A 23019-nucleotide genomic window follows, 5' to 3' on the forward strand; every position below is an offset into this window, starting at 1 on the left:
ATGGAAACGCTAGTTCAAAAAGCCTCAGGACCTAAATTGAATACTAAAAATGGTTTTATTGAGCTTAGTCATGGCAGTGGTGGACGAGCAATGGTGCAATTGATCAATGAATTGTTTTTACCGGCGTTCACAAATCCCTGGCTTAATCAAAAAAATGATCAGGCTTGTTTTCCGGTGAACGCAGGGCGACTAGTCATGGCCACGGATGCGCATGTCATTTCTCCCTTATTTTTTCCAGGCGGTAATATTGGTTCGTTGGCTGTCCATGGCACAATAAATGATATTGCTATGGCGGGAGCAAAGCCTCTGTATTTATCCGCAAGTTTTATTCTTGAAGAAGGGTTTCCTCTGGCCGATTTAAAAAAAATCGTGACATCCATGGCTGAGGCTGCCCGCGCTGCTGATGTTGCAATTATCGCTGGAGATACCAAAGTGGTTGAGCGTGGCAAAGGTGATGGCGTCTTTATTAGCACTACGGGATTAGGAGTTGTTCCAGAAGGCATTTCTATTTCTGGCGATCAAGCAAAACCGGGAGATAAAGTGATTCTCAGCGGTTATATTGGGGATCATGGGATTGCCGTCTTGTCGAAGCGCAATCATTTAGAGTTTTCAACTTCTATCGAATCGGATACAGCGGCCTTGAACGATTTAGTTCATCAGATGCTTAAGGCAGTCCCCTCGATTCATTGCTTGCGTGACCCGACACGAGGAGGAGTGGCGTCAACTCTTAACGAATGGGCAGTGCAATCTCAGGTGGGATTTATTATTGATGAACCCCAAATCCCTATTCGTACAGAAGTAGCAAGCGCGTGCGAACTTTTAGGCTTAGATGCTTTATATGTCGCAAATGAAGGAAAGCTGTTAGCTATCTGTGCTGCAGAAGATGCGAATCGATTAATTACAGCTATGCATAGCCATCCTTTGGGTCAACAAGCTGCTATTATTGGTGAAGTGATTGAGGATCCGAGGCATTTTGTGCAACTGCGCACAAAATTAGGCGGGCTAAGGATTATGGATTGGTTAAATGGCGAGCAATTACCGCGAATTTGTTAATGGGGTTTATTTTGCATGAAGTAAGACTCGCAATAAACGGGGATTGAGCCTTGTCCACCAATAAGGGGTGTTTAAGCAGAATAAAGATTGAAAAAGCCCAATCCACTTCTACCTAGAAGGACAATACAACCGATGGACAACAATCACCACTATTTTCTACCTCATGAGAAACTACAAGAACTGATCAATGCATTGCAACAATTAGGTTTCACTTGTGTGGGACCACAAGTGCGCGACGGTGCAATTGTCTATGAGACGTTGACGGAAGCGAAACATTTGCCCTGGGGGATTCGCGACCATCAAAGCCCAGGTGAGTATCAGCTTGAAACGCTGCCCAATCAGCGTGCTTTCTCATGGGCGAACGGGCCGCAAGCCATTAAACCATTGCTTTTTAAACCCGTTGAAACGGTTTGGCGAGTTGAACGCTCAAGCGCCGGAAAATTAGAATTTAAAGCGTGTATCGCAGACGACCCCCCCATCGCTGTTCTTGGTGCTCGCTCTTGCGATTTAGTGGCAATGGCCATCCAAGATAAGGTTTTTATATCGGCAACACATCAAGATGAGCGCTATCGTAGGCGACGAGAATCGTTGTTCGTTATTGCGGTCAACTGTGGCTATGCGTCTGCTAATTGTTTTTGTGTTTCAGCAGGAACAGGGCCTGAAGTGAGGAGTCCTTTTGATATCTTAATGACTGAATTAGATTCGGGTTTTGTCGTTGAAGGTGGTAGTAAGCGTGGGAAAAAGGTAATTTCCAGTTTAAATTTATCAGTGGCAACCGCGCAGCAATGTAAAAAAGCGCAACTCGAAGTGAAAAATGCCGCTGCCATGCAAACGAAACGTATTCCTTTGGATAATCAGCGCGGTTTGCGCGATTTATTATTTGCCAATTTAGGCCATGCCCGGTGGGAGGAGGTTGCTGAGCGATGTTTATCGTGCGGCAATTGCACCTCCGTTTGCCCGACGTGTTTTTGTCACAGTGAAGTAACAAACCCCAGTCTTGATGGCGAAAGCAGTGAGTTGCAACGCGAATGGGATTCTTGCTTTACTGAAGGCCACAGTTATTTAGCCGGCCACCCTATTCGAGATGACACTAGAAAGCGTTATCGTCAGTGGTTAACGCATAAGGTGGGCAGTTGGTTTGATCAATTTGATACCAGTGGTTGCGTCGGGTGTGGCCGGTGCGTTACCTGGTGTCCAGTAGGTATTGACATTACCGAAGAATTAGCAGCCATTTCAGGAGAATCCAATGTGCGGGAGTAGGCAATGACGCCTGATGCTTATTTACCTCAAGCAGCAAAGATTAAAGCGCGACGACAAGAGTCACGCACTATTTTTACCCTTGATCTTCAATTTGTTGAGAAATCTCAGCGACAGACTTTTTCATTCTATCCTGGGCAATTTAACATGCTCTATTTATACGGCGTTGGCGAAGTGGCTATCTCAATTAGTTCTGATCCAGCGGAGCAAGCCTACCTAAGCCATACGATTCGTGCAGTCGGGCGCGTAACAAAAGCAATGCAGCAATTGCAAAAAGGGGATTATGTCGGTATTCGAGGGCCCTTTGGTCAGGGGTGGCCCTTGAAGGAAGCCTTAGGCAAAGACATTGTCATTGTCACCGGTGGCTTAGGTTGTGCGCCGACGGTATCCGTGATCAATTACATTTTAGCGCGGCGTCAAGAGTATGGTGCCTTAACCATTTTTCAGGGTATAAAACACAGTGATGATTTTATTTTCCGCAAGCAATATGAAAAATGGCAAACCATGCCGCAGACTGAAATTTACATAGCAGCCGATAAAGCGGGACCTAAGTGGCCTTGGAGCGTGGGTTATGTCACTGACCTGATCGCCTCACTTAAACTCAATGCCAATAATACAATCGCGATGATGTGTGGTCCACAAGGCATGATGCTTGCTGCTAGCTTGGCATTGGTTAACCAAGGTGTTTCGGAGAATGCAATCTATCTTAGTATGGAACGCAACATGGAATGCGGAATAGGCCATTGCGGGCATTGCCAATACGGTGGTTTATTCATTTGTAAAGAGGGTCCGATTTTTGCCTATGACCGTATAAAAGCGCTATTTACCGAACCAGGGTTTTAACATGCAGAAACCACGATTGGCTGTGTATAAATTCACTTCATGTGACGGTTGCCAATTAGCGTTTTTAAACGCGGGAGAAGCTTTACTCCAATTGTCTGAATTGGTTGAGATTACTCATTTTGCTGAGGCAGGTTACCTTGATGTTAAAGAAAAAATAGATATTGCGTTTGTCGAAGGAAGCATTTCAACACCCGAAGAAGTAAAGCGAATAAAAAAAATTCGCGAAAACGCCACTTTTTTAATCACCATTGGCGCGTGTGCGACTGCCGGAGGAATCCAGGCTTTACGGAATGCAGCTAATTATCAGGAATGGATCTCAAGCATCTATGCTTCATCTAAAACGATTGAAGCCTTAAGCACTTCGACTGCTATTTCGCATCATGTGCAGGTGGATTTAGAGCTGTGGGGATGCCCTGTTAATACTTATCAAGTGATGGATGCGGTGCGCTCTCTGTTATTTGGTGCTGTGCCGCGGGTTAAGCGAGATGCGGTGTGTTTGGAATGCAAGCGCAAGGGGCATGTGTGTGTGTTAGTGACTAGGAAAGAACCTTGCATGGGGCCGGTTACCCAAACAGGCTGCGGAGCCCTTTGCCCACAGCAGGGACGTGCGTGTTATGCTTGTTATGGTCCTTCAGAAAACCCCAATCCACGCGCATTGGGTAACTGGTTTGTAAAATATGGCAATAGCTGCGATAAAATTGCCAGACAGTTTTTACACATCAATAATCAGACTACAGTATTTAATCAAGCGGGCAATTATTTTAAGGGAATCAAGATTGTCAAAGAATAAAGAAAGAGTCATTGAGGTGCCTATCCTCGCACGTGTGGAAGGAGAGGGAGCACTTAAGATAGAAATAAAAAACAACCAAATTCAATCCTTGCAGCTCAAAATTTATGAGCCTCCTCGCTTGTTTGAGAAATTTTTAGAGCAACGCGATTACAGCGAAGTTTTGGATATTGTGGCCCGTATCTGCGGCATTTGTCCAGTTGCCTACCAGATGAGCGCTACTCAGGCTATTGAGCATTGCTTTAGGATGAAACCCAGCCCTTGGGTGCGGGAAATGCGTCGTTTGTTTTATTGCGGTGAATGGATTGAAAGCCATAGCTTACATATTCATCTTTTAGCGTTACCGGATCTTTTTGGCTTTAAAAATGCTCCTGAAATGGCAAAAATTTACCCTCTTGAAGTGCGTCGTGGTTTACGTTTACAGGGAATAGGGAATGCAATCATGCGGCTCTTGGGTGGGCGCTCGGTGCATCCCGTGGGTGCAAGGGTGGGAGGATTTTATAAGGCGCCAAGCTCTGATGCGGTGAGGTCAATCCTACAAAAAGTAAAGGATTCATTTGAAGAATGTGAAGGGCTTATTCGTTGGCTTGCTACTCTGCCTCTGGGTAAAAATGACCAGGATTTTATCTGTGTTTCTTTATTTCACCCAGAAGAATACCCAATGAATGAAGGCCGCATTATCTCTGATCAAGGACTTGATATTGCTATTGAGGAATTTGAAGCGCATTTTAAAGAACACCAAACTCCCTATTCCAATGCTTTACATTGCTTATTACAGGATAGACCTTATTTGGTTGGTCCTTTAGCACGATTAAATAGGAATCATGAACACCTGCCAGGACGAATTAAAGAGTTGTTACAACAACTAGGGATTCATTTTCCAAGTAAAAACATGCACCACAGTATTTTAGCGCGTGCAGTGGAAGTGTACTTTTGTCTATTGGAAGCGGCTCGGATTTTGGAAAATTATTCCCTTCCAGATTTGCCTTTTACCGAGGTTAAAATTGTTCCCGGAAAAGGGTATGGGTGCACTGAAGCCCCTCGAGGTTTATTGTGGCATTGCTTTGAAATAGATGAGAATGGATTCGTGAAATCAGCGCGCATTGTTCCGCCCACCAGTCAAAACCAAGCTCGCATTGAAGAAGATTTACGTTTGTCATTGCAGCAATTTGGGCTTGAGAAATCCAATGACGAGTTGAGAAATTTTAGTGAGCTGCTTATTAGGAATTATGATCCGTGCATCTCCTGCTCCACTCATTTTTTGACGTTGGATGTGACACGAAATGATTGAGTTGCTTATCTTGGGTCTTGGTTCCCCTTTTGGGGATGATCGCTTGGGGTGGGAGGTAGTTCGTTTGTTACAGCAGCGTGAAGAGCTGAAGAGTTACTCTTCACAGCAGGTGCAAATGGTATGTGGTGATAGACCGGGTGTACATTTGCTTGAATTGATGAGTAATGCGAAAACCGTTTTTTTAATTGATGCAGTTAAAACAGGGGCGAAGCTCGGTTCTTTGCATTGTTTTAATCCTGAAGAAATAAAAGTACTTAGCACTTTGCAATCCACCCATGATTTTGGCATAGCGCAAACTTTAGCGTTAGGTAAAGCGCTTAATTCATTACCGCAGAATTTATTCTTGTATGGAATAGAGATAAACGATGTGAAATTCCAATTTGAAATCTCAGATCCGATTAATCAAGCAACCCAAGCCTTAGTAGAGCAAATTCTCAAGTCGATTTTCACTCATTTTAAAGAGAAAGGATTATCGATTTAGCGACTTCAATGCTTAGAACCTGCATGCAGTAAAGAACCTTTTGCAACAAAAATTACTTTATTGACTCATAAAGCAAAGCAACCCAGAGAACACTTTCTGTTCTGGGTTGCTTTGTCGAGTGTCGCAACTGATTATACGCACGATTCTCAATACTTAGCGTTATGCACAGGTAATAGCTGTGGGTTGAACGCCAGGAATTAAATCGTTATGCACGCTATGATCATGCCGCAACGGGGCATAGAGTAAAGAGTAGCGGCAGCGCAAATGACTAACACTTAGTCCTGGTTTCTCTAATTCGACTTGAGGATCTTCTTGTTTCACTTCAGACGAATTCGAGGAGAGCTTATAAGCGTCAATCACTTTATTGAACTCTTCTAAATTCTTTTGAAATTTAGAAGAGAATTGGCATTCTTCTGCCAGTGTACTAATTTTTTCTACTTCCGCAATTATTTCATCAAGTCGCTCAACATTCTCATTATCGTGATTAACTCTTGAAAGACTTGAAAACTCGACTTTTAGTTTAAATAAGGTAATATTCAACTTGTTTTCTAACTGTTGCATCTTGATTTGTTTGAAATCGAGAGCCTCTAGTTTATTGATCAGATCTTGTGTGCGGCTTACGAGACTGCTGTTTTTTTCGTTGGTTGAATACCCTTTCAGCGCGTCAACATTCGCTTCTATTTCTCGATGAAGCATGGCAATTTGCTCTGCCTCTTTTTCCCAATCGATGACATATTTTTTCTCATCCATTTGAAAACCTTCTTGATTTCTTCCTCTTAGGAATCCAGAGGGGTCATTTACTACAAAAGTAGTGAGGCCTTTGATGAGGTCCTCAAGAATGACCTGACGCATGCAAGATTGGTTATTATGACTTGCGCTTTTGAATACTTTGCCAAATCTGACAGGTTTAGCCGCTTTTAAGTCGTTCTTTGGCGGTTCCAGCTCAGTGCTTCGTTGGTCAGCTGCATCGGAATCATAAGGTACGGCTGGATTTTTAAGTCTGTCCCTTAAAAAATCATCAAGCTCAAGGTCTATGTTATTCGGGATAACGTACTTAGTGCGTTCTGTTTGCAATTTATCAAAAGCAAGGACAATTTTTTTACCCCCTCCTGTCCTCATCATCATTTCTTCGCGTTTATCATCCTTGCTTTCTAAATCTTCCACGGATTTATTGCCATCTGCCACGAAAGTGACATCGCGTTGAATAAGAGGCATAGCAGGAATAACTGCTTCCTGGGCGTTAAAGATTGGCCTTAAAGAACTCGAAACAAGAATCGATTTCGAAAGTTTGTCGAAGGTATCTTGAGTTTCTGGGGATAAGCTTTCAAATGTTCGGCTCAAACGAGACACTTCATTACGAGAGAGCGCTGATAATATGGCATGACATCCGGAATAGTCTTTGAGTTCTTCAAAAAGATACTGGGCAACCCAAATCCAGCGATCGACAATGATACTTCTTTCTTCAATAGAGGGTGCAGCCAGGATGAGATTAGTGATGTAATCAGACAGGTTATTATAATTAGCCGCATTCGCTTTGATAGTAGGTGATTTGGCAAAGGCCCAAGGAGAGAATAATTCCTGCAAGCGAATGTTTAGGAATAGTTCTTGATCGAGCCTTGCAAGGGTGTGTCCATAACGTACAATAATTTGTCGATTTAAATGTTCAACTTTAGCTGAAAAGAGGGGATTTGCTCTCATCTTGCTTTTCACAGCAGGATTCATGAGAAAGTCGTTAAACGCTTGGATATCTAATTCATTGGCTTGGAATTTGCTAATTAATTTTTTGAGTATCTTAGCCGGATCATTGTCGTCTTTGATTTCTTGTTTTTTTGCATCGATTTGATCAAAAAGGGTTTTGCAGTCTGGGGTGGCCTTATTGAACCTATCAATAAACTTCTGATTCCAATGCTCAAAAGTTTGCTTCACTTTAGTGGATTGCTTACTAGTGCTCTCTTTTAAGGTTTTTTGTATTTTTATCATCTCTCCATACATGCTTTCGAGAGCATGCTGCTCTTTTTTAATGCGTTTTCGCAGACTCTCCAAGTCATCTAGGCTAGAAATCTCAGGAAGGCGGGTTTCAAGATAGATTTTTAGGCTTGCGTATTTGTCCAGGTACTCTTTTTGATGTTCAGAAAGAACGTCAATATATTTTCTCATTTGCGCTCGCTTCATCGGGTACCTCTCTAGTTAGTTAAATCTTCGCTCTATAGTAAGGCAAGTAATCCAATTTGACTAGATAGTTGTCGCACAAATAATTTTTTTTACATTTTTTCAATCAGGAATGTCACTATTGAAGGAACATAATCAAACAATTTTGATGTTTTTTAGCCAATTTTTACTCTTGTCGGCGGTCCAGCCTCCAGGAATTTAATGAAGTGTCCAGAAGCAAAAAGATAATTTGAGACGCCGCGTATTTTGAAGGGCATAAGAAAGCCTTAATTATTTTTTGATAAAATGCTCTTTATTTGAACGAAATGAATTTTTAATGAGTTTATATCAATGCATTGATCTGCTTGATGCGCAACTGAGCCGATTGATGACTACAAACCCTAATTCAACAACAAAAAAGGGTGAATACAGTGCCCTTTCGCGAGCGGATAAGCGATTTCTCACCGAACTAAGAAACGATCTTTGTTGTCGTGTCTCGACTGATAATTATTGCGACTTATCCCGAGAAATTCATCGAATAGAAACTTATATCAATATCCATAAGCATTTGCGGCGGGATTATTATTTAAATGAAATTCTTCTCGATTTAAAAACGATAAAAAATGGATATGAACAATTTAATCCACATTATAAGGGATTTCACACTAAAAAAGGGGTTTATGAAAAATTCCAAACCCCTGAGTACTGTATTGCTGAATTAAACCAATCTAAATCGTATCGATTGGGCATGTCTGAAGGAGAGTGTTATGGATTTACCATGATAATGGTCGATCCTAATTATTCTCCTTATAAAAATAAGGGAATGAAAATTGGTCTCAATGAGCAAGTTCATCGTTACCAAAAACATCAAGGGGACCGAATACTGGATCAGGCGCTAATAAAAAAAGTACGTCTTACTCATGAAATTTTTTGTCCTGAGCCAAAGCAGCAAGCAAAAGAAATTTTTAATTTCGCTAATGCAAATCAAGGGAAGGAATTTGAGTTAACTCGTAGAGATGTCATGAAATTTCATGCCTGCTACCTGAGTGTGCAACAGGATACGGAAATAAGGTATATGGATCCTGAGCATGGTGTGTATTTATTTCGCAACAAAAACGATTTTATTGATTTCTACGTGGCTGCCGCTAAAAAAGACAAAGAAGACGGAGTTGATTTCCATTTTTATCGACTAACTGAATTAATCTATGACAAAGACCATCGGCTAATTGACTCCAAAACAAAGATGGGGAAAATTCGCACGCTTCTCACTGGAGCAAAATATGATGACGGTGTGAATTCTGCTGAGTTCATTAATACATGCATTCATTTTGCTGGTGGTGCTCTATTGGGAGGATTGGCGGCTGTAATGACGCCCATTGTAGGAGGAGGACTAAGTGTTACCGCTGCAGGGGGATTATTCGGTGGACTTGTGCTAACAGGACTTTCAAAGTTAGCACGCAATAGTGGTCATTATGGTTTATTAGGAATACCTCATTTTATTCAAGACAATTGGTATCGTTCTAAAGAAGACGATGAGGAATCTTGTTTCGAAAAGAATGACATTGAGTATTCAGAGAGGGAGGATCCACTCATACAGTCTACGGCCACCGCTTTACTGCAAATGCAAAAATCGTTTCCCATAAAAGCCAATGGCGAAGCAAGTCATTTGATGCCAGTGGAAAATAAAGAAGAGTGCACAGCACTTGAAGAGTCTTCTACAACCCAAGAATACATGGAGGTTTTTGAACTGCTCCCCGCTATGTTTTCGATTCGTTGAGCCTCAGTTGCTCTTCGCCTCCACTAATATAATCTTCCATCACTAGGCACTTCTATCTATTGATTTATAACTCTCGATTCATCATGATAAAACTTCAGGTGTAACTGGAAACCTACATGTGGTCGATTCAGATCAACAGTTCTGTCTACTGATCAATTCATTTTAAGGATTAATATGTTAAAAAAATGCGTTTATATAGCTCTGGCCTTATTTTCATCAAGTGGCGTTGTCAACGCCTATCAAATCTCTCTTGAAGGAAAGTATGATTGTAAAGGTACTGAAATTGGCTCCAAAACTTCATTTCGTTGTGAGATGGTGATTAACAAAACCGGCGAGACGTATGGCTCTAGCGCAACTTGCGATGATGGTAATTCTTATAAAGGAACGGGAATTTACGATAACAATACCCACATCTTGTCTTCTGGATTTATCAATCCAAAAAAGGCAAAAGAAACCGGTGTTGCGGTCACCTACATTAAAGTTGATGGGAGCATGACTACTGATTGGACCTATTTGAATAATACCACTATCGGACATACTGCTTGCATTAAGAAAAGCACTAAATCCGAATGAGCGTTAGTTTGTTTTACGTGCGGGTAACAGGTTGAAAGTATTACTCTCAACACTGTTACCGTTATCAATAAGAAGGCTGGAATGGGGTAAATTAGTTTTAGTCTTAAGGAGGCGTCACTTTGGAGGGAGGGACCTCTGAGGGACCGTTTTCCTTATCTACCTCAACAATTGTCGCTAAACTAGACTTGAAAAACTTACTTTTTCCGTTGGGTTCAGTTTTTTCTTTACTAGGTATTGCTATATTAGGCTTAAACTCGGTTTGTAATCGAATAGAACCATTAGTTATTTTTTTCATTTATTTTCCTACACGATAATTGAGGTATTTCTTATCACTACTTAGCCCTTGAATCGCTTCAGGATACTAATGAGAGATTAGTGAGGCAATTGTATTAACTTATTAGCAAAAAGCAAATTTATTTTGCATATTATAATGAAATTAGACTCTTCCCATTGCAAAAGGATCTATTGTGAATTTTCCCTACTCCGTAATTGACCTAACCCATACCTTGGATGAATTCTCGCCCTCATGGGAGCAACGATGCGGTTTTTCCACTTCTTTATTAGAGGATTATAACGAATGCGATGGTCAGGTAAGCTTCCGAGTCCAGCAATTCAATACGCCCGCTGGTATTGGTACCCATGTGGATGCACCAGCGCACTGCATGCCCCATGGACTAACGATAGATCAAATACCTTTATCACAATTGATTGCACCTGCTGTTGTGATTGATGTTTCCAAGAAAGCGCATGAATCTTATTTTGTAAGCTTGAGAGATATTGAGGCTTTTGAAAAACGTCATGGTTTTATTTCAGAAGGAACGTTTGTTCTAATCAATACAGGATGGTCACGTTTTTGGACTCAACCAGAACGTTACCATAATCATCATCGATTTCCTTGCGTTTCCAAGGAAGCGGCAGCGTTTTTGACTTCACGAAATATTCTCGGACTGGGCATTGATACTTTATCTCCTGATAGAGCAGAAGGAGATTATCCTGTGCATCAATTGTTGTTAAGCGCTGGCAAACTTATTGTTGAAAATGCAGCTCACTTAGAACAGCTACCTGTAATTGGCAGTTTGATCATGATTCTCCCTATGAAAGTGAAGAATGCCACCGAGGCCCCCATCCGATTGCTTGGATTAATCCATCGAGTGAATGAGGCCTCATCGTTGTGAAGGATCTCCTGACGCAATGTATTGGCAAGAGTTGGGAGGTCCTTCGCTTTGCTCAGGATGACAGCTTGCGTTAAATAGAAAGCGTTGAAAATGCATCATCCAGTGCGCCTCGGTACTGGGAACACTTTGTCTTCCCCGCCTCATCATAGGCTAATTGCTCGCTTGCGGTAATTGCAACATAAGGTAAGGGCTTAAATATAGTGGCATAAAATGGGTTATGATTTTTATCACCAAAGAAGCTTTCATCTTGTGGTAGTTTTTGCGTTGCCTGTATAATTTTATTTAATTCAGTTTCGAGCAACTCGGCTTGCCCTTTGGTTTTACTTAAAAAGTGATAGGTTCCATACGCGCCTCCAATCACAAGCGGCAAACCCACAATAAGCGGTACAATAGAGAAAATTGAGGCTAAAACCAATACTAGTCCTGTGACAACCGCTAATGCAGATAACACGGTATTACAGCCACTATCAGCTGTAGACAGTAACTGATGATTAAAGTTTGAAATTTGTTGAACAAATTGAATTAACCCCTGCTTTTTTTCAATAAAATTGATGTTTTGATATATGTCGTGATTATGGCTTTGGTGACCCTGTATCGAAAGAAGATGAGATAGCATTTGATCAATAATGTAGGATAAATCGGTGATTTTCCCTTTACGGAAATAAGCCATAACAATATTGTGAAGCGTTTTTGACCATTGAGGCTGTGAATTAATAAATTCGCGCGCATAAGAGGTTAATTGTTGAGTGAATTCAGTAGGCAGTTCCCCACCAATATTAAGCTCTTTTGTTGAAAAGAAACTAGAATATTTAGGTAGCCCCTCAACAAAGGGTTTATCTCTTACCGCCACAGAATTCAACAAGCTGGCATACATATAAAATTTACCGAAGTGATCGGTAGCTTGCTTTTCAATTTGCTCGCATAATCGTGCTAATTGAGTAGATGGCATTATTTAATCCTCATTCAAAATGTATGAACTATATCATAAAATAATGAAAGTGATAGGATAGGAGCGAAGTTCGCGATACCACAATTTCATAAATACCCAATATTCCACAAATAAGAATTGTATTTAATTTATTGATTTAATGAGTAAAAATGACGTGTCCGGAAGGATTAGGACCTCCAGATTGAATGTACTGCTAATAAAGCTTACCGACCCCTTACAAAATGAATTCTGGTTCTAACTCAGGCATATAGGGTGGGTTAGTAATTTCTTCATCAAAACCTAACCCTGAGTCTTCATAAAAATCTAGACTTGAGAATGATGGCGATTTTTTATCTGAAGTGAGTGGAGTTGAAAAGAAGGCATGAGTATTGTTGACTGTTCTAGTGCCTTGAGCTTCTACAGAAGAATAAGTCGATTCGCTAGCAGAGCTAAGCCATCCATTAAGTTTAGTTTTATCAGTGACCGTGATGATGGCGATGCCTTCACATTTAGTTTTTTTACGGACTGTGATACCCATGGCAAGTTTTTGCGGTGCTTTGAGCATAAGCGCTTCAGCTGAAGCCATCTCAAGCCGTGGGTTGTCACTTTGAGCAAGCGTAGTCAAAGTGGAGATAAAGGTAGCGGATAATGGTGTAGCGGTTTTTTTTCTTGGCGGTTGTTTCTGGTGAGCTGCTGCAATCTTTCTTTTTCTAGAATTAACTCCTGCTTCTGTTGCACTATTGTCAATTTTTTCTTCGTTAGCAGCTGGTGTAGAAAAATTGGCTTGGGTTGCATCAAAATGCATAGAAGGGGAAAACAGTCCAATGCCTTCGATTTCTATCTGCAGATCTAAAGGCTCAGTCGCGCTAATAAGGCGTAAAATAAAATCCATACAGTCATTGATCTTCTCTGCCTCATGCTGGTTTTCTGTCTCTTGCAAAAGCATTGGATCCGCTGAATCCTGAAAAAGGAATTGTTCTAATTCTTGTAGATTCTGATATTTTCTCTGGCCTTGTTGAAGAAATTTTTCTAAGGCATTTTGGCGGCCAAAATGATGGGGTTGAAGACATAAGTCATTGATTGCTTGCCATTGTTGCTCATCTAATAAAATAGAAAGATTAAGATGGCCGCTATGATGGTCAATAAGCCGTAAAAATTGCTCTTGAGAAAGCATATAGGGAGGTTGAGTCAGCATTGCATAATGCTTAATAGTCGCTTCAATATTACGCGAGCCGCCAATATGGGCTGCGATGCGTACAATTTGTTCCGCAGAAAAATCTAACTCCTTGAGTGCTTGATGCGCTTTTTGCACGGCTTCTATATTATGCGAACCACCAACATGCGCCGCAATACTTACGATTTGTTCTGCAGAAAAGCCTAAATCCTTAAGTGCTTGCTGTGCGAGTAGGACAGCTTTTATATTGAGTGAGCCGCCACCATGTCCCGCAATACAAACAATTTGTTCCGTAGAAAAGCCTAACTCTTTGAGTATGTGCTGCGCTTGTTGCACGGCTTCTATATTGCGCGAACCACCATCATGAGCCACAATACTTACGATCTGTTCTGCAGAAAAATTTAACTCTTTGAGTGTTTGGTGCGCTTGCAAAATGGCTTTTATATTGAGCGAGCCGCCACCATGAGCTGCGATATGCACGATTTGTTCCGCTGAAAAGCCTAACTCCTTGAGTACGTGCTGCGCTTGCTGGACGGCTTCTATATTGCGAGAACCGCCATCATGAGCCGCGATACGCACGATTTGCTCCGCAGAAAAATCTAATTCCTTGAGTGCTTGTTGCGCTTGCAAGACGGCTTTTAGATTATGCGAGCCACCAATATGCGCCGCGATACGCACGATTTGCTCCGCAGAAAAACCTAACTCTTTGAGTGCGTGATGCGCTTGCTGGATGGCTTCAATATTACGTGAGCCACCAATATGGGCCGCGATACGTACAATTTGTTCTGCAGAAAAATCTAATTCCTTGAGTGCTTGTTGTGCCTGTTGGACGGCTACAATGTTATGCGAGCCTCCCTTATGCGCTGCGATACGCACGATTTGGTCTGCAGAAAAACCTAACTCCTTGAGGGCTTGCTGCGCTTGCTGGACCGCTTTTATATTGAGCGAGCCGCCAATATGCGCCGCTATACGCACAATGTGTTTCGCAGAAAAACCTAACTCTTTAAGTGCTTGCTGCGCCTGTTGAACGGCATCTATATTGAGTGAGCCGCCATCATGAGCCGCGATACGGACGATTTGTTCCGCAGAAAAATCAAGCTCCTTGAGTGCTTGGTGCGCTTGCAGGACGGCTTTTATATTGAGCGAACCGCCACCATGAGCTGCGACACGTACAATTTGCTCTGAGGAATAACCTAAATTGGTAAGAGAATTATATTCATTTAGTGCAGTAGTAATATTTTTTGCGCCACCTTTTTGCGCAGCCATGCGAATAATTTGCAGGTGAGTAAAGAAATTTACTAGTTGCTCATGGTCTTTAAGAACAGTTTTTACTGCGAGGCTCGATCCTTTTTTAATTAAGCGTTCAGCCAAATCTTGAGGATACCCCTTAATTTTTAATTCGTTAAGCGTTTGCGGATCTTGTGGCAAAGAAATCTTATTTTTTGTTGATTTAGCTTCAAGGTTTTTAGGCTGATTGGTTTTAGGCATGGTTAAAATATTTACAAAACCATCATATTACTTAAATTAGAACAATATGTCTATAATAAGAGCATTAAAATCATTGAATTGTCAGATCCATGAATTACTTTTAGCTTTTCCACAACCAATAATTTCTGATTATACAAGTCATCTTTTATGCCATGACCTATCAGAAAAGCATTTTAATAGCCTTACTTACTTGCTTGCGAAGGCTTAGCAGCGATAAAAGAGCAATACTATTACTGTGTTTGAACGTGTATTTAAAGTATGGAATTCCTAATGCGATTCGCACAGATAACGAAATCCCTTTTTCTGCTGTCCGGGCATTCATTGGGGTTAAGTAAGTTATCAGTATGGCCGCTATTCAATTTTGAATCAAAATTGGATTGGACTTTCAGACACTGCTGATTAACCATTTTTAAATTAAAGATCAAAGAGATATTTTAATTTGACATTGGAAATCAATAAAAATGAAGATAATACAAATGTGGTAAAATATATTCCAATAAAATCATTATGTAATCACATGTCTATCGAAAATGTTATTAAAGATTATTTAAACCAAATACAAGAGTTGATTTCTTTTCTTTGCAGTAATAATTGTAAAGATGAGAATCAGGAGGAATTAAAAAAACATCTTCAATACTCTATACCTATTATACTTCAACTCACAGGCTTCAATGTTGATAATAAAGAAACCTATAGTTTTTTAACTGATTTGCTCGGTATGTTGAATAAACATCAACTTGCAAATGAAATAAGCGTATTCACTCTTAGAGTATTTATTCAAGCTCTGGCAAATAAAGCGCTTTGGAGGGAACATGTTAATGGCAATGCTAAACAGATATTTCTTTTTTTAAAAGCATTTACAACTTTACCTCCCGAAATTAAGCAAATGGTTAATTTAATCCGTTAACTGAGCCAGTAATTCGACTGTGGCAAGGCTATCGAAAATTTTTTGCGCAAAATGGCCGATTAATTACCCATGACGAAAATTTTTTAATGATATTGGAAAAATTAGTTTCTGCTGAAACAAGTCAACAAATTGATGTACAACCTTTAATTGAAGCAGTGGTTTTAAGCGCAGTAGAAAATTATAAAAATTCAAGAACTGACTGTATCAAATGATAGCAGTCGTCAAACACAAATTGGCCGTTCTCAAGGGTGATTTGTTTTTTCAAGATAAAACTGCATAAAGGGCTTCCTGAAAGAGGAATCCCTTTCAAAAGCCTATTCATTAATTTCAAGATTTTTAGAGATCGACAGATCAACAAATTAAAACTGTATTTCAAGAGGCAGGAGTCAAGCTAAATGAACCCTATATCGTGCCTGATTCAACATAGACATATAGAAAATATTTCCAATAGCGCTATCCGACTCACAATTGGCAATCAAATAAAATAATCGGCTTTTAATGTTTGTAAATTAAGGATCTAACCATGCCTGTCAATAGAGAAGCTCCATTACGGCTCTTTCATAATGGGGAAAAAATAACGGACGCAACCATTCTTGGCACCTACCACCAAGAAGGCAAAGCGGACAGCAGCAAACATTTTGTACTCAAGCTCCACTCTATAAGAATCGCTTATTTTATCAAGGCAAGGAAATCACTGACTGTGTTAGAGGGCTTTAGCACTCCCCGAAGCACTGATGACCTGCCGAAAGCCCAGCAAAAGCGATTGATGCAAGAAGCTTCGCAGCAGCCTAATTCACTGGGTTGTTCTGCGCACACGCTCTTTCAACCACCAAATCAACACAAAAATCCTATGGGGCCTCTTGCCGGAGAAGGTCGCTTATTGCAGCAAGGCGATTTGCTGAGCCGTAGATGGATAGAGGCCTATCACGTACTCGAGCAGGCTTTGCTGACGATGACGAATTCGACCAATGAGGCGAGCTTCACTTGTTAATATCAGTCTTATGGTTTAAGTAGGTGAGTTAAAGTCATGAAAAATAGAGATCAGTCTTAGGTAGTCCCATTTTGGTCTCTTATAGATGAATAATATATCTCTTATTTCCGCTTTGCAGTTCAGTAGCAGCATGACCATCAAAAGAGAGTAGGCGTGAAAAAAGATTATAAAAAACCCTTATTGATTAAAAATTACCAATTAAGTAAAATAATAAACCTTAAATGCTTGTGTTAAGGTTGCTAACCATGCCTGTCAATAGAAAAGTTCCCTTACGCCTCTTTCATAATGGAGAAGAAATAACCAACGCAGCCATTCTTGCCACCCATAACATAGAAGGCAAGGCGAGCAGCACCAAACATTTTGTGCTCATTAATGGCGTTAAAACGGAGGTGATGACTGCAGGACAACGCACTAAAAACCGCCTATTCCATCAGGGCAAGGAAGTCACTGATTGGGCCATTCTTGCTACCCACAGCAAGGAAGGAAAGGGGTGCAGCACCAAACATTTTATAGTCATCAATGGCGTTAAAACTGAGGTTACCACTGCAGAGCAACTCTCTAGAAATCGTTTATTTCATCAGGGAAAGGAAATCACTGATACGGCAATCCTTGCCACTCACAGCAAGGAAGGCAAAGGGGGAAGCATCAAACATTTTGTGCTCATTGATGGGTTAAAACTGAGGTTATAACAGCTCAACAGCGATCCCTTCACCGTTTATTTTATCAGGGTAAAGAAATCACTGATGCGGCCATTCTTGCCACCCACAGTAAGGAAGGTAAAGGGCGTTACAGCAAACATTTTGTTGTCATCAATGGCATCAAGACAGAAGTGTTCAACAAAAAGCAATTAAAACGGCGGCAACCTGCATCGCAACAACCGGAAGAAGAGAGGGGTGTTAAACGCGCGTGCTTGCAAACCTCAGGACCCCATAGGGCATTAACAGACTCCTATAACCAAATTCTTGCTGAATTAGAGGGCCTTAGCGCCCCCCAAAACATTGATGGCCTACCGGAAGTTTGGGAAACACAATTGACACAAGAAGTTGCGCCGTTTAATGGAGCTGTTAACCACATTTACCTGCAAACCATTGGGCAGAAGAGTGCATACTATGATCATCTTGCTGAGTTAAAAGAATTTTGCACCACCCAAACCACTGAGAACCTGACGAAAACTCGGCAAACGCGATTGACAAAAGAAGTTACGCAGTCTAGTTCACTGAGCTATTTTGCGCACACGCTCTTTCCACCACAAAATCAACACGCAAACCCTGTTGGGCATCCTGCCGGAGAAAGCCGCATGTTGCAGCAAGGCGATTTAGTAAGCCGTAGATTGAGAGAGGCCTATCATGTGCTGGGACAGGCGTTGCTCGATGATAGTGAATCCGATAATGATGCGAGTTTCCCTTACTAATACTAGCCTTGCGATTGAGTAGGTGAGTATGTCGCATCCCTATTAAAACCTAATGTGTAAGTTTTTCAGGTTTAAATCATTAAAATAAAAATGTAGAAAACTAAGTCAACGCAAAAATGTGAAGTTTTCGTGCTTATACGCATTTGACGGGCAATAAATGAAAACCTGGCCATAAGTAGACCATGGGAAAATTTAAACCCAATCTTATTATTAGATTCTATATCTATGATTTAAAATCTAGATGAGTAATGGATGGAACCTCTTGGGCTTTTCCATATTTACCTATCCTATATAGAACCTGGCCATTACTTAAAAGTGAAAGCGAAAGAAAACCACTGATAGTAACATTTGAAGCGTTTAAAACAGGTTGAAGTCCCGGGGTAGCATTTCCATAATCAACACTAACGCCTATTTCGTCAGCTTGTGATTTGCTTGCTCGTTCTGGAAGTATTCGATAAAAGCTTTTTTAAAGGCATTAATAGTATCCTCTTCATTAAATAAGGCGAACAGGGCCTAAATTAGAGGGTTTTATGACAGAAACATATTGTGAAATCCAGTTCGCTGCGCGTTCAAATTGTTCTTGCGTAAAACGTAATATGGCCAAGGAAATTAAAAAATTAATGCATGCAATCAGGGTCAAGCCTTGCTTTTTACTATTGAAATTAGGAAGCAAAAAAAGCTTGACTCCTTTGGTTATATTAATCTTATTCTAAACTTAAACAACAAGCATTATGCAGAACATAATTTTGACTAGCACCATTTGGTCCAGCTCCCATTTCTTCAGCTAGCTTTTGAATTTGCTCTTTAGCTGGACCCTCAAAAAAGAAAGCACTTGGATTGCGATTTAAAATAGAAATATAGTCCCTTACTTTAGCATCTTGTTCAGGTTTAAATTTTATTAAATAGCTAGCCAATGTCCCTGCAATGCATGTGAAACCTAATCCTGGAGAGGCTAGACACATCAATAGAAAACCGCCAGAAATGCCTGACAATAATATTTTTTCAGCTTTTGGAATGTCGTTAAGGCTGTTAATCTTGAGATTGGCTACTGAAGCCCTCTGGTGTTGATATTGACGTTGTTGGTGCATATATTAACCCTCATTTTCATTGATTGTGCGCATTATATTGTCGAATTAATAAAATTTGAATCTTTAATTCCTATTTAATCAAATGGAGCAGAATGAGCCTAATTGTATTATCAAAAAATTGGCGAGATTTATTGAGCAGAAAAATGCTTTTTCTGATGTGAAAAAAACAATAATTCCTTTAGATGAATTTACTGCCCCGGCGTTGGATTGAAAAATTACTCGGGGGGAAGTTTATGGTATTCAAACTATTGATCTCTTGTAGAAAAGAGAAATATCGAATCTACACAATCAGTTTATTTCTGCTTAGGTTATATCTATTTGTTTTAAAAAATAATCTATTGTTTAGATTTAGCTTATTCGTGTTCTTTTCAGAAAATGAGTAGGTCAGCTATGCTTGCTAACTTAGGCAATAGGGCGGTAGTAATTTCAATTTCCCTGAAATATACACAATAGGTTAAAGAGGAAATTGAAAAAAAGAGTTTTTATGGTAAAATATTATACATTTTTTTGGTTTTAAATAATTATGCTTGAATACACCGCATATGACTTGTTTAAGATGTTGCGGCCTACATCTAATTCATCCCCAACACTTTTTCCTAAATTAAAGTCTTTTACTTATTTATTAGAAAATTCTGGATTAAAGGTTAGTAGCGAGGAGAAAGTTAATCCGTGGCTATATTTTTATAACGAAAAAACAGAACGATTAATGCTTATTCAGCCTCCCGTTTATTATGCAGGCCAAAAAGATATGGACACTGTGATTGAATTTTTAATAAAAAAGAAAGTACTACCCAAAAAATGCCCTCAAGTTGTTTTATGTGCTTTAGGAGAAGATGATAACTTCCCTGGAACCAACATAAAATACGGTCCTAGAGCTACTTTTTGGCATTTTTCTGAATTTGCCTTAAATAGTGATGCAGACTATTACGAAGAAGTATGGAGCTGGAATTCTTCAACCCGCTTAGAGCCATATTCACTAAGTGTCTTCATGAGAATCTTTCGCTATTTAGAATACTTGTGTGGAGAATATAACGTATTCTCAAGATCACCCAAATCAGAAATAAACGGTCAACATTACGAAGATTTTGCAAAGGTTTTAGATAAACAGGCTAAGGCAGATTTAAAAAAATTGGAAAGCTTTGAGAGACCTGTTACTTTGGAGCGTATTCAACAAGTAGTCAAGTCTGATAATGACTTAATAAGAATCCTACAAATTACACAAGAAACTGCGTTAAAAGACATTTCTGAGTCTAAATATTTAAGGAGAGAACTCCTTCGCTTCAAAGAAATTTATACTCTTCGAACAGAACAAGGAATCAATTACCTTGGAATATTTGGCCTATTTGGTTCTTTTACTGCTCAAGAAAAATTGCATGCTGTGACAAAATTTTTAGAGGATGAAACTCAGCCATTAGAGGAAGCAGCGGAACAAGGCGAATTAGGTAAGTTAATAACGGCTTATCTAGAGGCAAAAAAACAACCAGTACAGAACTACAATTTATCCTCATAACCTATTGGAAATGTCAGTTTTTAATTACCAAAGCGTTTACCGAGGCTGAAAGAGCTGAATTAAGCAGGATTGAATACCATTGTTATAATAGTCATCCCCAAAATAAACAAGCATGTTAGCTTAAAGTTTTTTGCCGCAAATAAAATGTATCGAATGATACATAAACAGACGCAGCAAGATCCTGAGATAATAGACAAAATAGTCGGAACTGGCTGTAATGAGGGGAGTAAACATTTTCTGGTGACCGGAACCGATCAGATACCGGTTCTTGATCAGTTAAATCCAGTTACTGTGAATAGAGCAAACAAGTTAGCTGCTTTTTTTCACCAGGCAACTTATCCGGTGGGATCACAGGCCACAATCAGTGGTTTAAGCACTGCATCACATGATAACAGTCGCCAAACACAACTTGGCCATTCTCAATAGGCGATTTGTTTTTTTCAAGATAAAACTGCATAAAGGGCTTCTTGAGGAGGAACATCACTTTCAAAAGCTTATTCATTAATTTCAAGAATTTCTAAAGATATTGATATCACTGTCTTCCGAGAAGATCTAGGTTTAGATATAGAAGTAATTGTCATTTTGATCCTTGTATGAAAAGGAAATATAGAATCCACACACTCAGGAAATTTGCTTTTCTTCACCGCTTACATCCTCTTTAGTTCCTGAAATTTTCAGTCGAGCTCTTATATCGCTTGCAAGGATACCATGTAACATAGGACGACCTATCTCTCGCATTCACTGCGCCGAGCAAGTTTTTGTTCACATGTCTAGCTAGTCCAATCAGTGATAACGCTGATTCCATTTTTAACGATTGGTCTAAAGATTGGTTAAAAAACTGAGCTTATAATTTTCCAAATATCCCACTTCTAAAGGCCTAGGAATGAAAGAAAAATTTAATAATACGATAGTAGAAACAAATACAATGAGTCATTTTTCTCATGGATTAATGCAGTCAAAAAAAATCAACGTTAATCCGGCAAAAAAATTAGCCCTTATTTTTATTTATAAAAAGATGAGTGCCAAGGAGTCTACACAGATCCTTAGGGGACGAATCGTGGAATGGGTTAGGGAACATGGTCAACCGAAAGATAAGCAAGTCCTCTGGCTTTTACGTGAAAGCAGCGATGGTGGTTCTGTGGCAGTGGAAAGAATACATTACGATCAAGAAAATAGTCGGTGGAGAGGTCATGGTGAACAAGGAATCTTTACAGCATTGGATGGATCAGAGCAGTCATGGATTATATATCCTGCGCGATTTTGTCTTTGTCAGCAGGGCTGGATAGAAAATCAACACCCGGTTGGTTCGGAGGAGTTTAATAAAACAAATAATGCGGCAGGCGGTAAGATATGTACTGTAACCGCGGAGATTGCAGGCCCATATTGTGAGAGAAGAGAACATCATTGTTTTTTATACATAGACGCACTTGCAATGAATAGTATAAAAATTTTAAAATCATTCACTCATAAAAAATGATTTCAATCCTTTATTGAAATTGGCCATTCCGTTAATCATTCCAGCTGTTGTTCAATCCTCTGTTAATTTTTTCGTAAATGTGTTTCTCGCCCGTTTAAATGAACAAGCATTTGCTGCAGGTGCATTAGTAAGCTGGCTTTTTTTCATTTTAATTAATTTATTATTGGGGATATTTAATGCTATCAATATTCTCGTTGCTCATAAATTTGGTCAAAATGATCATTAGGGTATTTCATTAGTGTTAAGAGATGGTCTTATACTTGTTTTTTTACTTATTATTCCCACTTTTTTATTATTCTGGAATATCTCTTTTATCTTTTCTCTCCTTGGTCAAAAACCCGAATTGATAGCATTAGCCACACTCTATGTGCATGCGTTAGTGTGGGGATTATTACCTAAATTTATTTTAATACTGTCATTTGAATTTTTAATTGGTCTGGGTCACACTCGTGTTAGTATGATATTTAACCTCGCCTCCATCCCTTTAGAAATTTTTTTTAGTTATATTTTAATTTTTGGAAAATTAGGTTTTCCTGCATTGGGGGTTGCAGGTGCAGGGTGGGGAATGACTGTTAGCAGGCAAATGGGTTATGGTGTCTATAGAGCAGCTTTTGTCGAGGAAGTTAAAGTTTCTCAAAAACAAAGATAAAAGAGCGGGAA

Annotated in this window: 21 protein-coding genes and 2 pseudogenes; 18 read left to right on the forward strand and 5 right to left on the reverse strand. The window is 39.9% G+C overall.

Annotated elements, in window-relative coordinates; all coding sequences use genetic code 11:
* From hypE to B5D33_RS03830, 6 genes are all read left to right on the forward strand, one after another.
* Positions 1-1053 (forward strand): hydrogenase expression/formation protein HypE, encoded by a 1053-nt coding sequence (hypE, locus tag B5D33_RS03805; protein ID WP_058451462.1) that lies wholly within the window; start codon positions 1-3, stop codon positions 1051-1053.
* A 132-nt stretch (positions 1054-1185) separates the two neighbouring features.
* On the forward strand, positions 1186-2313 hold the full coding sequence (locus B5D33_RS03810) for a 4Fe-4S dicluster domain-containing protein (protein WP_058451461.1): 1128 nt from the start codon (positions 1186-1188) through the stop codon (positions 2311-2313).
* A gap of 3 nt (positions 2314-2316) precedes the next feature.
* Positions 2317-3153 carry an FAD/NAD(P)-binding protein gene (locus B5D33_RS03815; protein ID WP_058451460.1) on the forward strand — a complete coding sequence of 279 codons (837 nt, stop codon included), beginning with the start codon at positions 2317-2319 and terminating at the stop codon, positions 3151-3153.
* Between the two features lies 1 nt (position 3154).
* The gene (locus B5D33_RS03820) at positions 3155-3943 is read left to right on the forward strand and encodes an NADH-quinone oxidoreductase subunit B family protein (RefSeq protein ID WP_058451459.1); all 789 of its coding nucleotides are present in this window, start codon (positions 3155-3157) and stop codon (positions 3941-3943) included.
* On the forward strand, positions 3930-5231 hold the full coding sequence (locus B5D33_RS03825) for a Ni/Fe hydrogenase subunit alpha (RefSeq protein WP_058451458.1): 1302 nt from the start codon (positions 3930-3932) through the stop codon (positions 5229-5231). Before B5D33_RS03820 ends, B5D33_RS03825 begins: the two co-directional genes overlap by 14 nt.
* The gene (locus B5D33_RS03830) at positions 5224-5712 is read left to right on the forward strand and encodes a hydrogenase maturation protease (RefSeq protein ID WP_058451457.1); all 489 of its coding nucleotides are present in this window, start codon (positions 5224-5226) and stop codon (positions 5710-5712) included. The genes B5D33_RS03825 and B5D33_RS03830 overlap by 8 nt, the downstream gene beginning before the upstream one ends.
* 159 nt (positions 5713-5871) lie before the next feature.
* On the opposite strand, the gene B5D33_RS03835 is transcribed toward B5D33_RS03830, so the two are convergent.
* The gene (locus tag B5D33_RS03835) at positions 5872-7869 is read right to left on the reverse strand and encodes a RasGEF domain-containing protein (RefSeq protein WP_160158655.1); all 1998 of its coding nucleotides are present in this window, start codon (positions 7867-7869) and stop codon (positions 5872-5874) included.
* A gap of 328 nt (positions 7870-8197) precedes the next feature.
* Here B5D33_RS03835 and B5D33_RS03840 point away from each other — a divergent pair, with 328 nt between their 5' ends.
* Complete coding sequence (locus tag B5D33_RS03840; RefSeq protein WP_058451455.1) at positions 8198-9637, forward strand: hypothetical protein; 1440 nt, start codon at positions 8198-8200, stop codon at positions 9635-9637.
* A gap of 174 nt (positions 9638-9811) precedes the next feature.
* Positions 9812-10210, forward strand: a complete 399-nt coding sequence (locus B5D33_RS03845) for a hypothetical protein (protein WP_058451454.1) — start codon at positions 9812-9814, stop codon at positions 10208-10210.
* A 103-nt stretch (positions 10211-10313) separates the two neighbouring features.
* Here the strand turns inward: B5D33_RS03845 and B5D33_RS03850 are convergent, their stop codons facing one another.
* The gene (locus tag B5D33_RS03850; protein WP_058451453.1) at positions 10314-10505 is read right to left on the reverse strand and encodes a hypothetical protein; all 192 of its coding nucleotides are present in this window, start codon (positions 10503-10505) and stop codon (positions 10314-10316) included.
* A 172-nt stretch (positions 10506-10677) separates the two neighbouring features.
* Here B5D33_RS03850 and B5D33_RS03855 point away from each other — a divergent pair, with 172 nt between their 5' ends.
* Positions 10678-11385 carry a cyclase family protein gene (locus tag B5D33_RS03855; protein WP_058451452.1) on the forward strand — a complete coding sequence of 236 codons (708 nt, stop codon included), beginning with the start codon at positions 10678-10680 and terminating at the stop codon, positions 11383-11385.
* A 70-nt stretch (positions 11386-11455) separates the two neighbouring features.
* Here B5D33_RS03855 and B5D33_RS03860 read toward each other — a convergent pair whose 3' ends face one another.
* Together B5D33_RS03860 and B5D33_RS03865 are read right to left on the reverse strand one after the other, a co-directional pair.
* Positions 11456-12334, reverse strand: a complete 879-nt coding sequence (locus tag B5D33_RS03860) for a hypothetical protein (protein ID WP_058451451.1) — start codon at positions 12332-12334, stop codon at positions 11456-11458.
* Positions 12335-12548: 214 nt separating this feature from the next.
* Positions 12549-14975 carry a TAL effector repeat-containing protein gene (locus tag B5D33_RS03865; RefSeq protein WP_058451450.1) on the reverse strand — a complete coding sequence of 809 codons (2427 nt, stop codon included), beginning with the start codon at positions 14973-14975 and terminating at the stop codon, positions 12549-12551.
* Between the two features lie 439 nt (positions 14976-15414).
* Between B5D33_RS03865 and B5D33_RS03870 the strand changes: the two genes are divergently transcribed.
* The 4 genes from B5D33_RS03870 to B5D33_RS03885 all read left to right on the forward strand — a co-directional run bounded on the left by B5D33_RS03870 (position 15415) and on the right by B5D33_RS03885 (position 18284).
* Entirely contained in the window at positions 15415-15882 is a 468-nt protein-coding gene (locus tag B5D33_RS03870) for a hypothetical protein (protein ID WP_058451449.1), read from the forward strand.
* 523 nt (positions 15883-16405) lie between these two features.
* Positions 16406-16873, forward strand: coding sequence for a hypothetical protein (locus tag B5D33_RS03875; protein ID WP_058451448.1), 468 nt, complete (start codon positions 16406-16408; stop codon positions 16871-16873).
* 245 nt (positions 16874-17118) lie between these two features.
* Complete coding sequence (locus tag B5D33_RS03880; protein ID WP_058451447.1) at positions 17119-17562, forward strand: hypothetical protein; 444 nt, start codon at positions 17119-17121, stop codon at positions 17560-17562.
* A gap of 140 nt (positions 17563-17702) precedes the next feature.
* On the forward strand, positions 17703-18284 hold the full coding sequence (locus B5D33_RS03885) for a hypothetical protein (protein ID WP_058451446.1): 582 nt from the start codon (positions 17703-17705) through the stop codon (positions 18282-18284).
* A gap of 704 nt (positions 18285-18988) precedes the next feature.
* On the opposite strand, the gene B5D33_RS03895 is transcribed toward B5D33_RS03885, so the two are convergent.
* The gene (locus B5D33_RS03895; protein ID WP_058451444.1) at positions 18989-19372 is read right to left on the reverse strand and encodes a hypothetical protein; all 384 of its coding nucleotides are present in this window, start codon (positions 19370-19372) and stop codon (positions 18989-18991) included.
* A gap of 523 nt (positions 19373-19895) precedes the next feature.
* Here B5D33_RS03895 and B5D33_RS03900 point away from each other — a divergent pair.
* From B5D33_RS03900 to B5D33_RS03920, 5 genes and pseudogenes are all read left to right on the forward strand, one after another.
* Positions 19896-20882: a hypothetical protein gene (locus tag B5D33_RS03900; RefSeq protein WP_133140979.1), complete on the forward strand. Its 987-nt coding sequence runs from the start codon at positions 19896-19898 to the stop codon at positions 20880-20882.
* 153 nt (positions 20883-21035) lie between these two features.
* Entirely contained in the window at positions 21036-21308 is a 273-nt protein-coding gene (locus B5D33_RS03905; RefSeq protein WP_133140980.1) for a hypothetical protein, read from the forward strand.
* A gap of 57 nt (positions 21309-21365) precedes the next feature.
* Positions 21366-21479 (forward strand): annotated as a pseudogene (locus B5D33_RS17035) (hypothetical protein); the annotation flags it as partial.
* A gap of 286 nt (positions 21480-21765) precedes the next feature.
* A complete protein-coding gene (locus B5D33_RS03910; protein ID WP_058451441.1) occupies positions 21766-22359 on the forward strand; it encodes a hypothetical protein in 594 nt (197 codons plus the stop codon).
* 19 nt (positions 22360-22378) lie between these two features.
* A pseudogene (locus tag B5D33_RS03920) lies at positions 22379-23008 on the forward strand (MATE family efflux transporter).
* Positions 23009-23019 lie beyond the last annotated feature (11 nt).

It is taken from the genome of Legionella maceachernii (genome assembly GCF_900167045.1).
Lineage (GTDB): Bacteria > Pseudomonadota > Gammaproteobacteria > Legionellales > Legionellaceae > Tatlockia > Tatlockia maceachernii.

Coding starts and splice junctions, on each gene's coding strand:
- hypE (WP_058451462.1), top strand. CDS start 1: ATGGAAACGCTAGTTCAAAAAGCCTCAGGACCTAAATTGAATACTAAA.
- B5D33_RS03810 (WP_058451461.1), top strand. CDS start 1,186: ATGGACAACAATCACCACTATTTTCTACCTCATGAGAAACTACAAGAA.
- B5D33_RS03815 (WP_058451460.1), top strand. CDS start 2,317: ATGACGCCTGATGCTTATTTACCTCAAGCAGCAAAGATTAAAGCGCGA.
- B5D33_RS03820 (WP_058451459.1), top strand. CDS start 3,155: ATGCAGAAACCACGATTGGCTGTGTATAAATTCACTTCATGTGACGGT.
- B5D33_RS03830 (WP_058451457.1), top strand. CDS start 5,224: ATGATTGAGTTGCTTATCTTGGGTCTTGGTTCCCCTTTTGGGGATGAT.
- B5D33_RS03835 (WP_160158655.1), bottom strand. CDS start 7,869: ATGAGAAAATATATTGACGTTCTTTCTGAACATCAAAAAGAGTACCTG.
- B5D33_RS03840 (WP_058451455.1), top strand. CDS start 8,198: ATGAGTTTATATCAATGCATTGATCTGCTTGATGCGCAACTGAGCCGA.
- B5D33_RS03845 (WP_058451454.1), top strand. CDS start 9,812: ATGTTAAAAAAATGCGTTTATATAGCTCTGGCCTTATTTTCATCAAGT.
- B5D33_RS03850 (WP_058451453.1), bottom strand. CDS start 10,505: ATGAAAAAAATAACTAATGGTTCTATTCGATTACAAACCGAGTTTAAG.
- B5D33_RS03860 (WP_058451451.1), bottom strand. CDS start 12,334: ATGCCATCTACTCAATTAGCACGATTATGCGAGCAAATTGAAAAGCAA.
- B5D33_RS03865 (WP_058451450.1), bottom strand. CDS start 14,975: ATGCCTAAAACCAATCAGCCTAAAAACCTTGAAGCTAAATCAACAAAA.
- B5D33_RS03875 (WP_058451448.1), top strand. CDS start 16,406: ATGCCTGTCAATAGAGAAGCTCCATTACGGCTCTTTCATAATGGGGAA.
- B5D33_RS03880 (WP_058451447.1), top strand. CDS start 17,119: ATGCCTGTCAATAGAAAAGTTCCCTTACGCCTCTTTCATAATGGAGAA.
- B5D33_RS03895 (WP_058451444.1), bottom strand. CDS start 19,372: ATGCACCAACAACGTCAATATCAACACCAGAGGGCTTCAGTAGCCAAT.
- B5D33_RS03900 (WP_133140979.1), top strand. CDS start 19,896: ATGCTTGAATACACCGCATATGACTTGTTTAAGATGTTGCGGCCTACA.
- B5D33_RS03905 (WP_133140980.1), top strand. CDS start 21,036: ATGATACATAAACAGACGCAGCAAGATCCTGAGATAATAGACAAAATA.
- B5D33_RS03910 (WP_058451441.1), top strand. CDS start 21,766: ATGAAAGAAAAATTTAATAATACGATAGTAGAAACAAATACAATGAGT.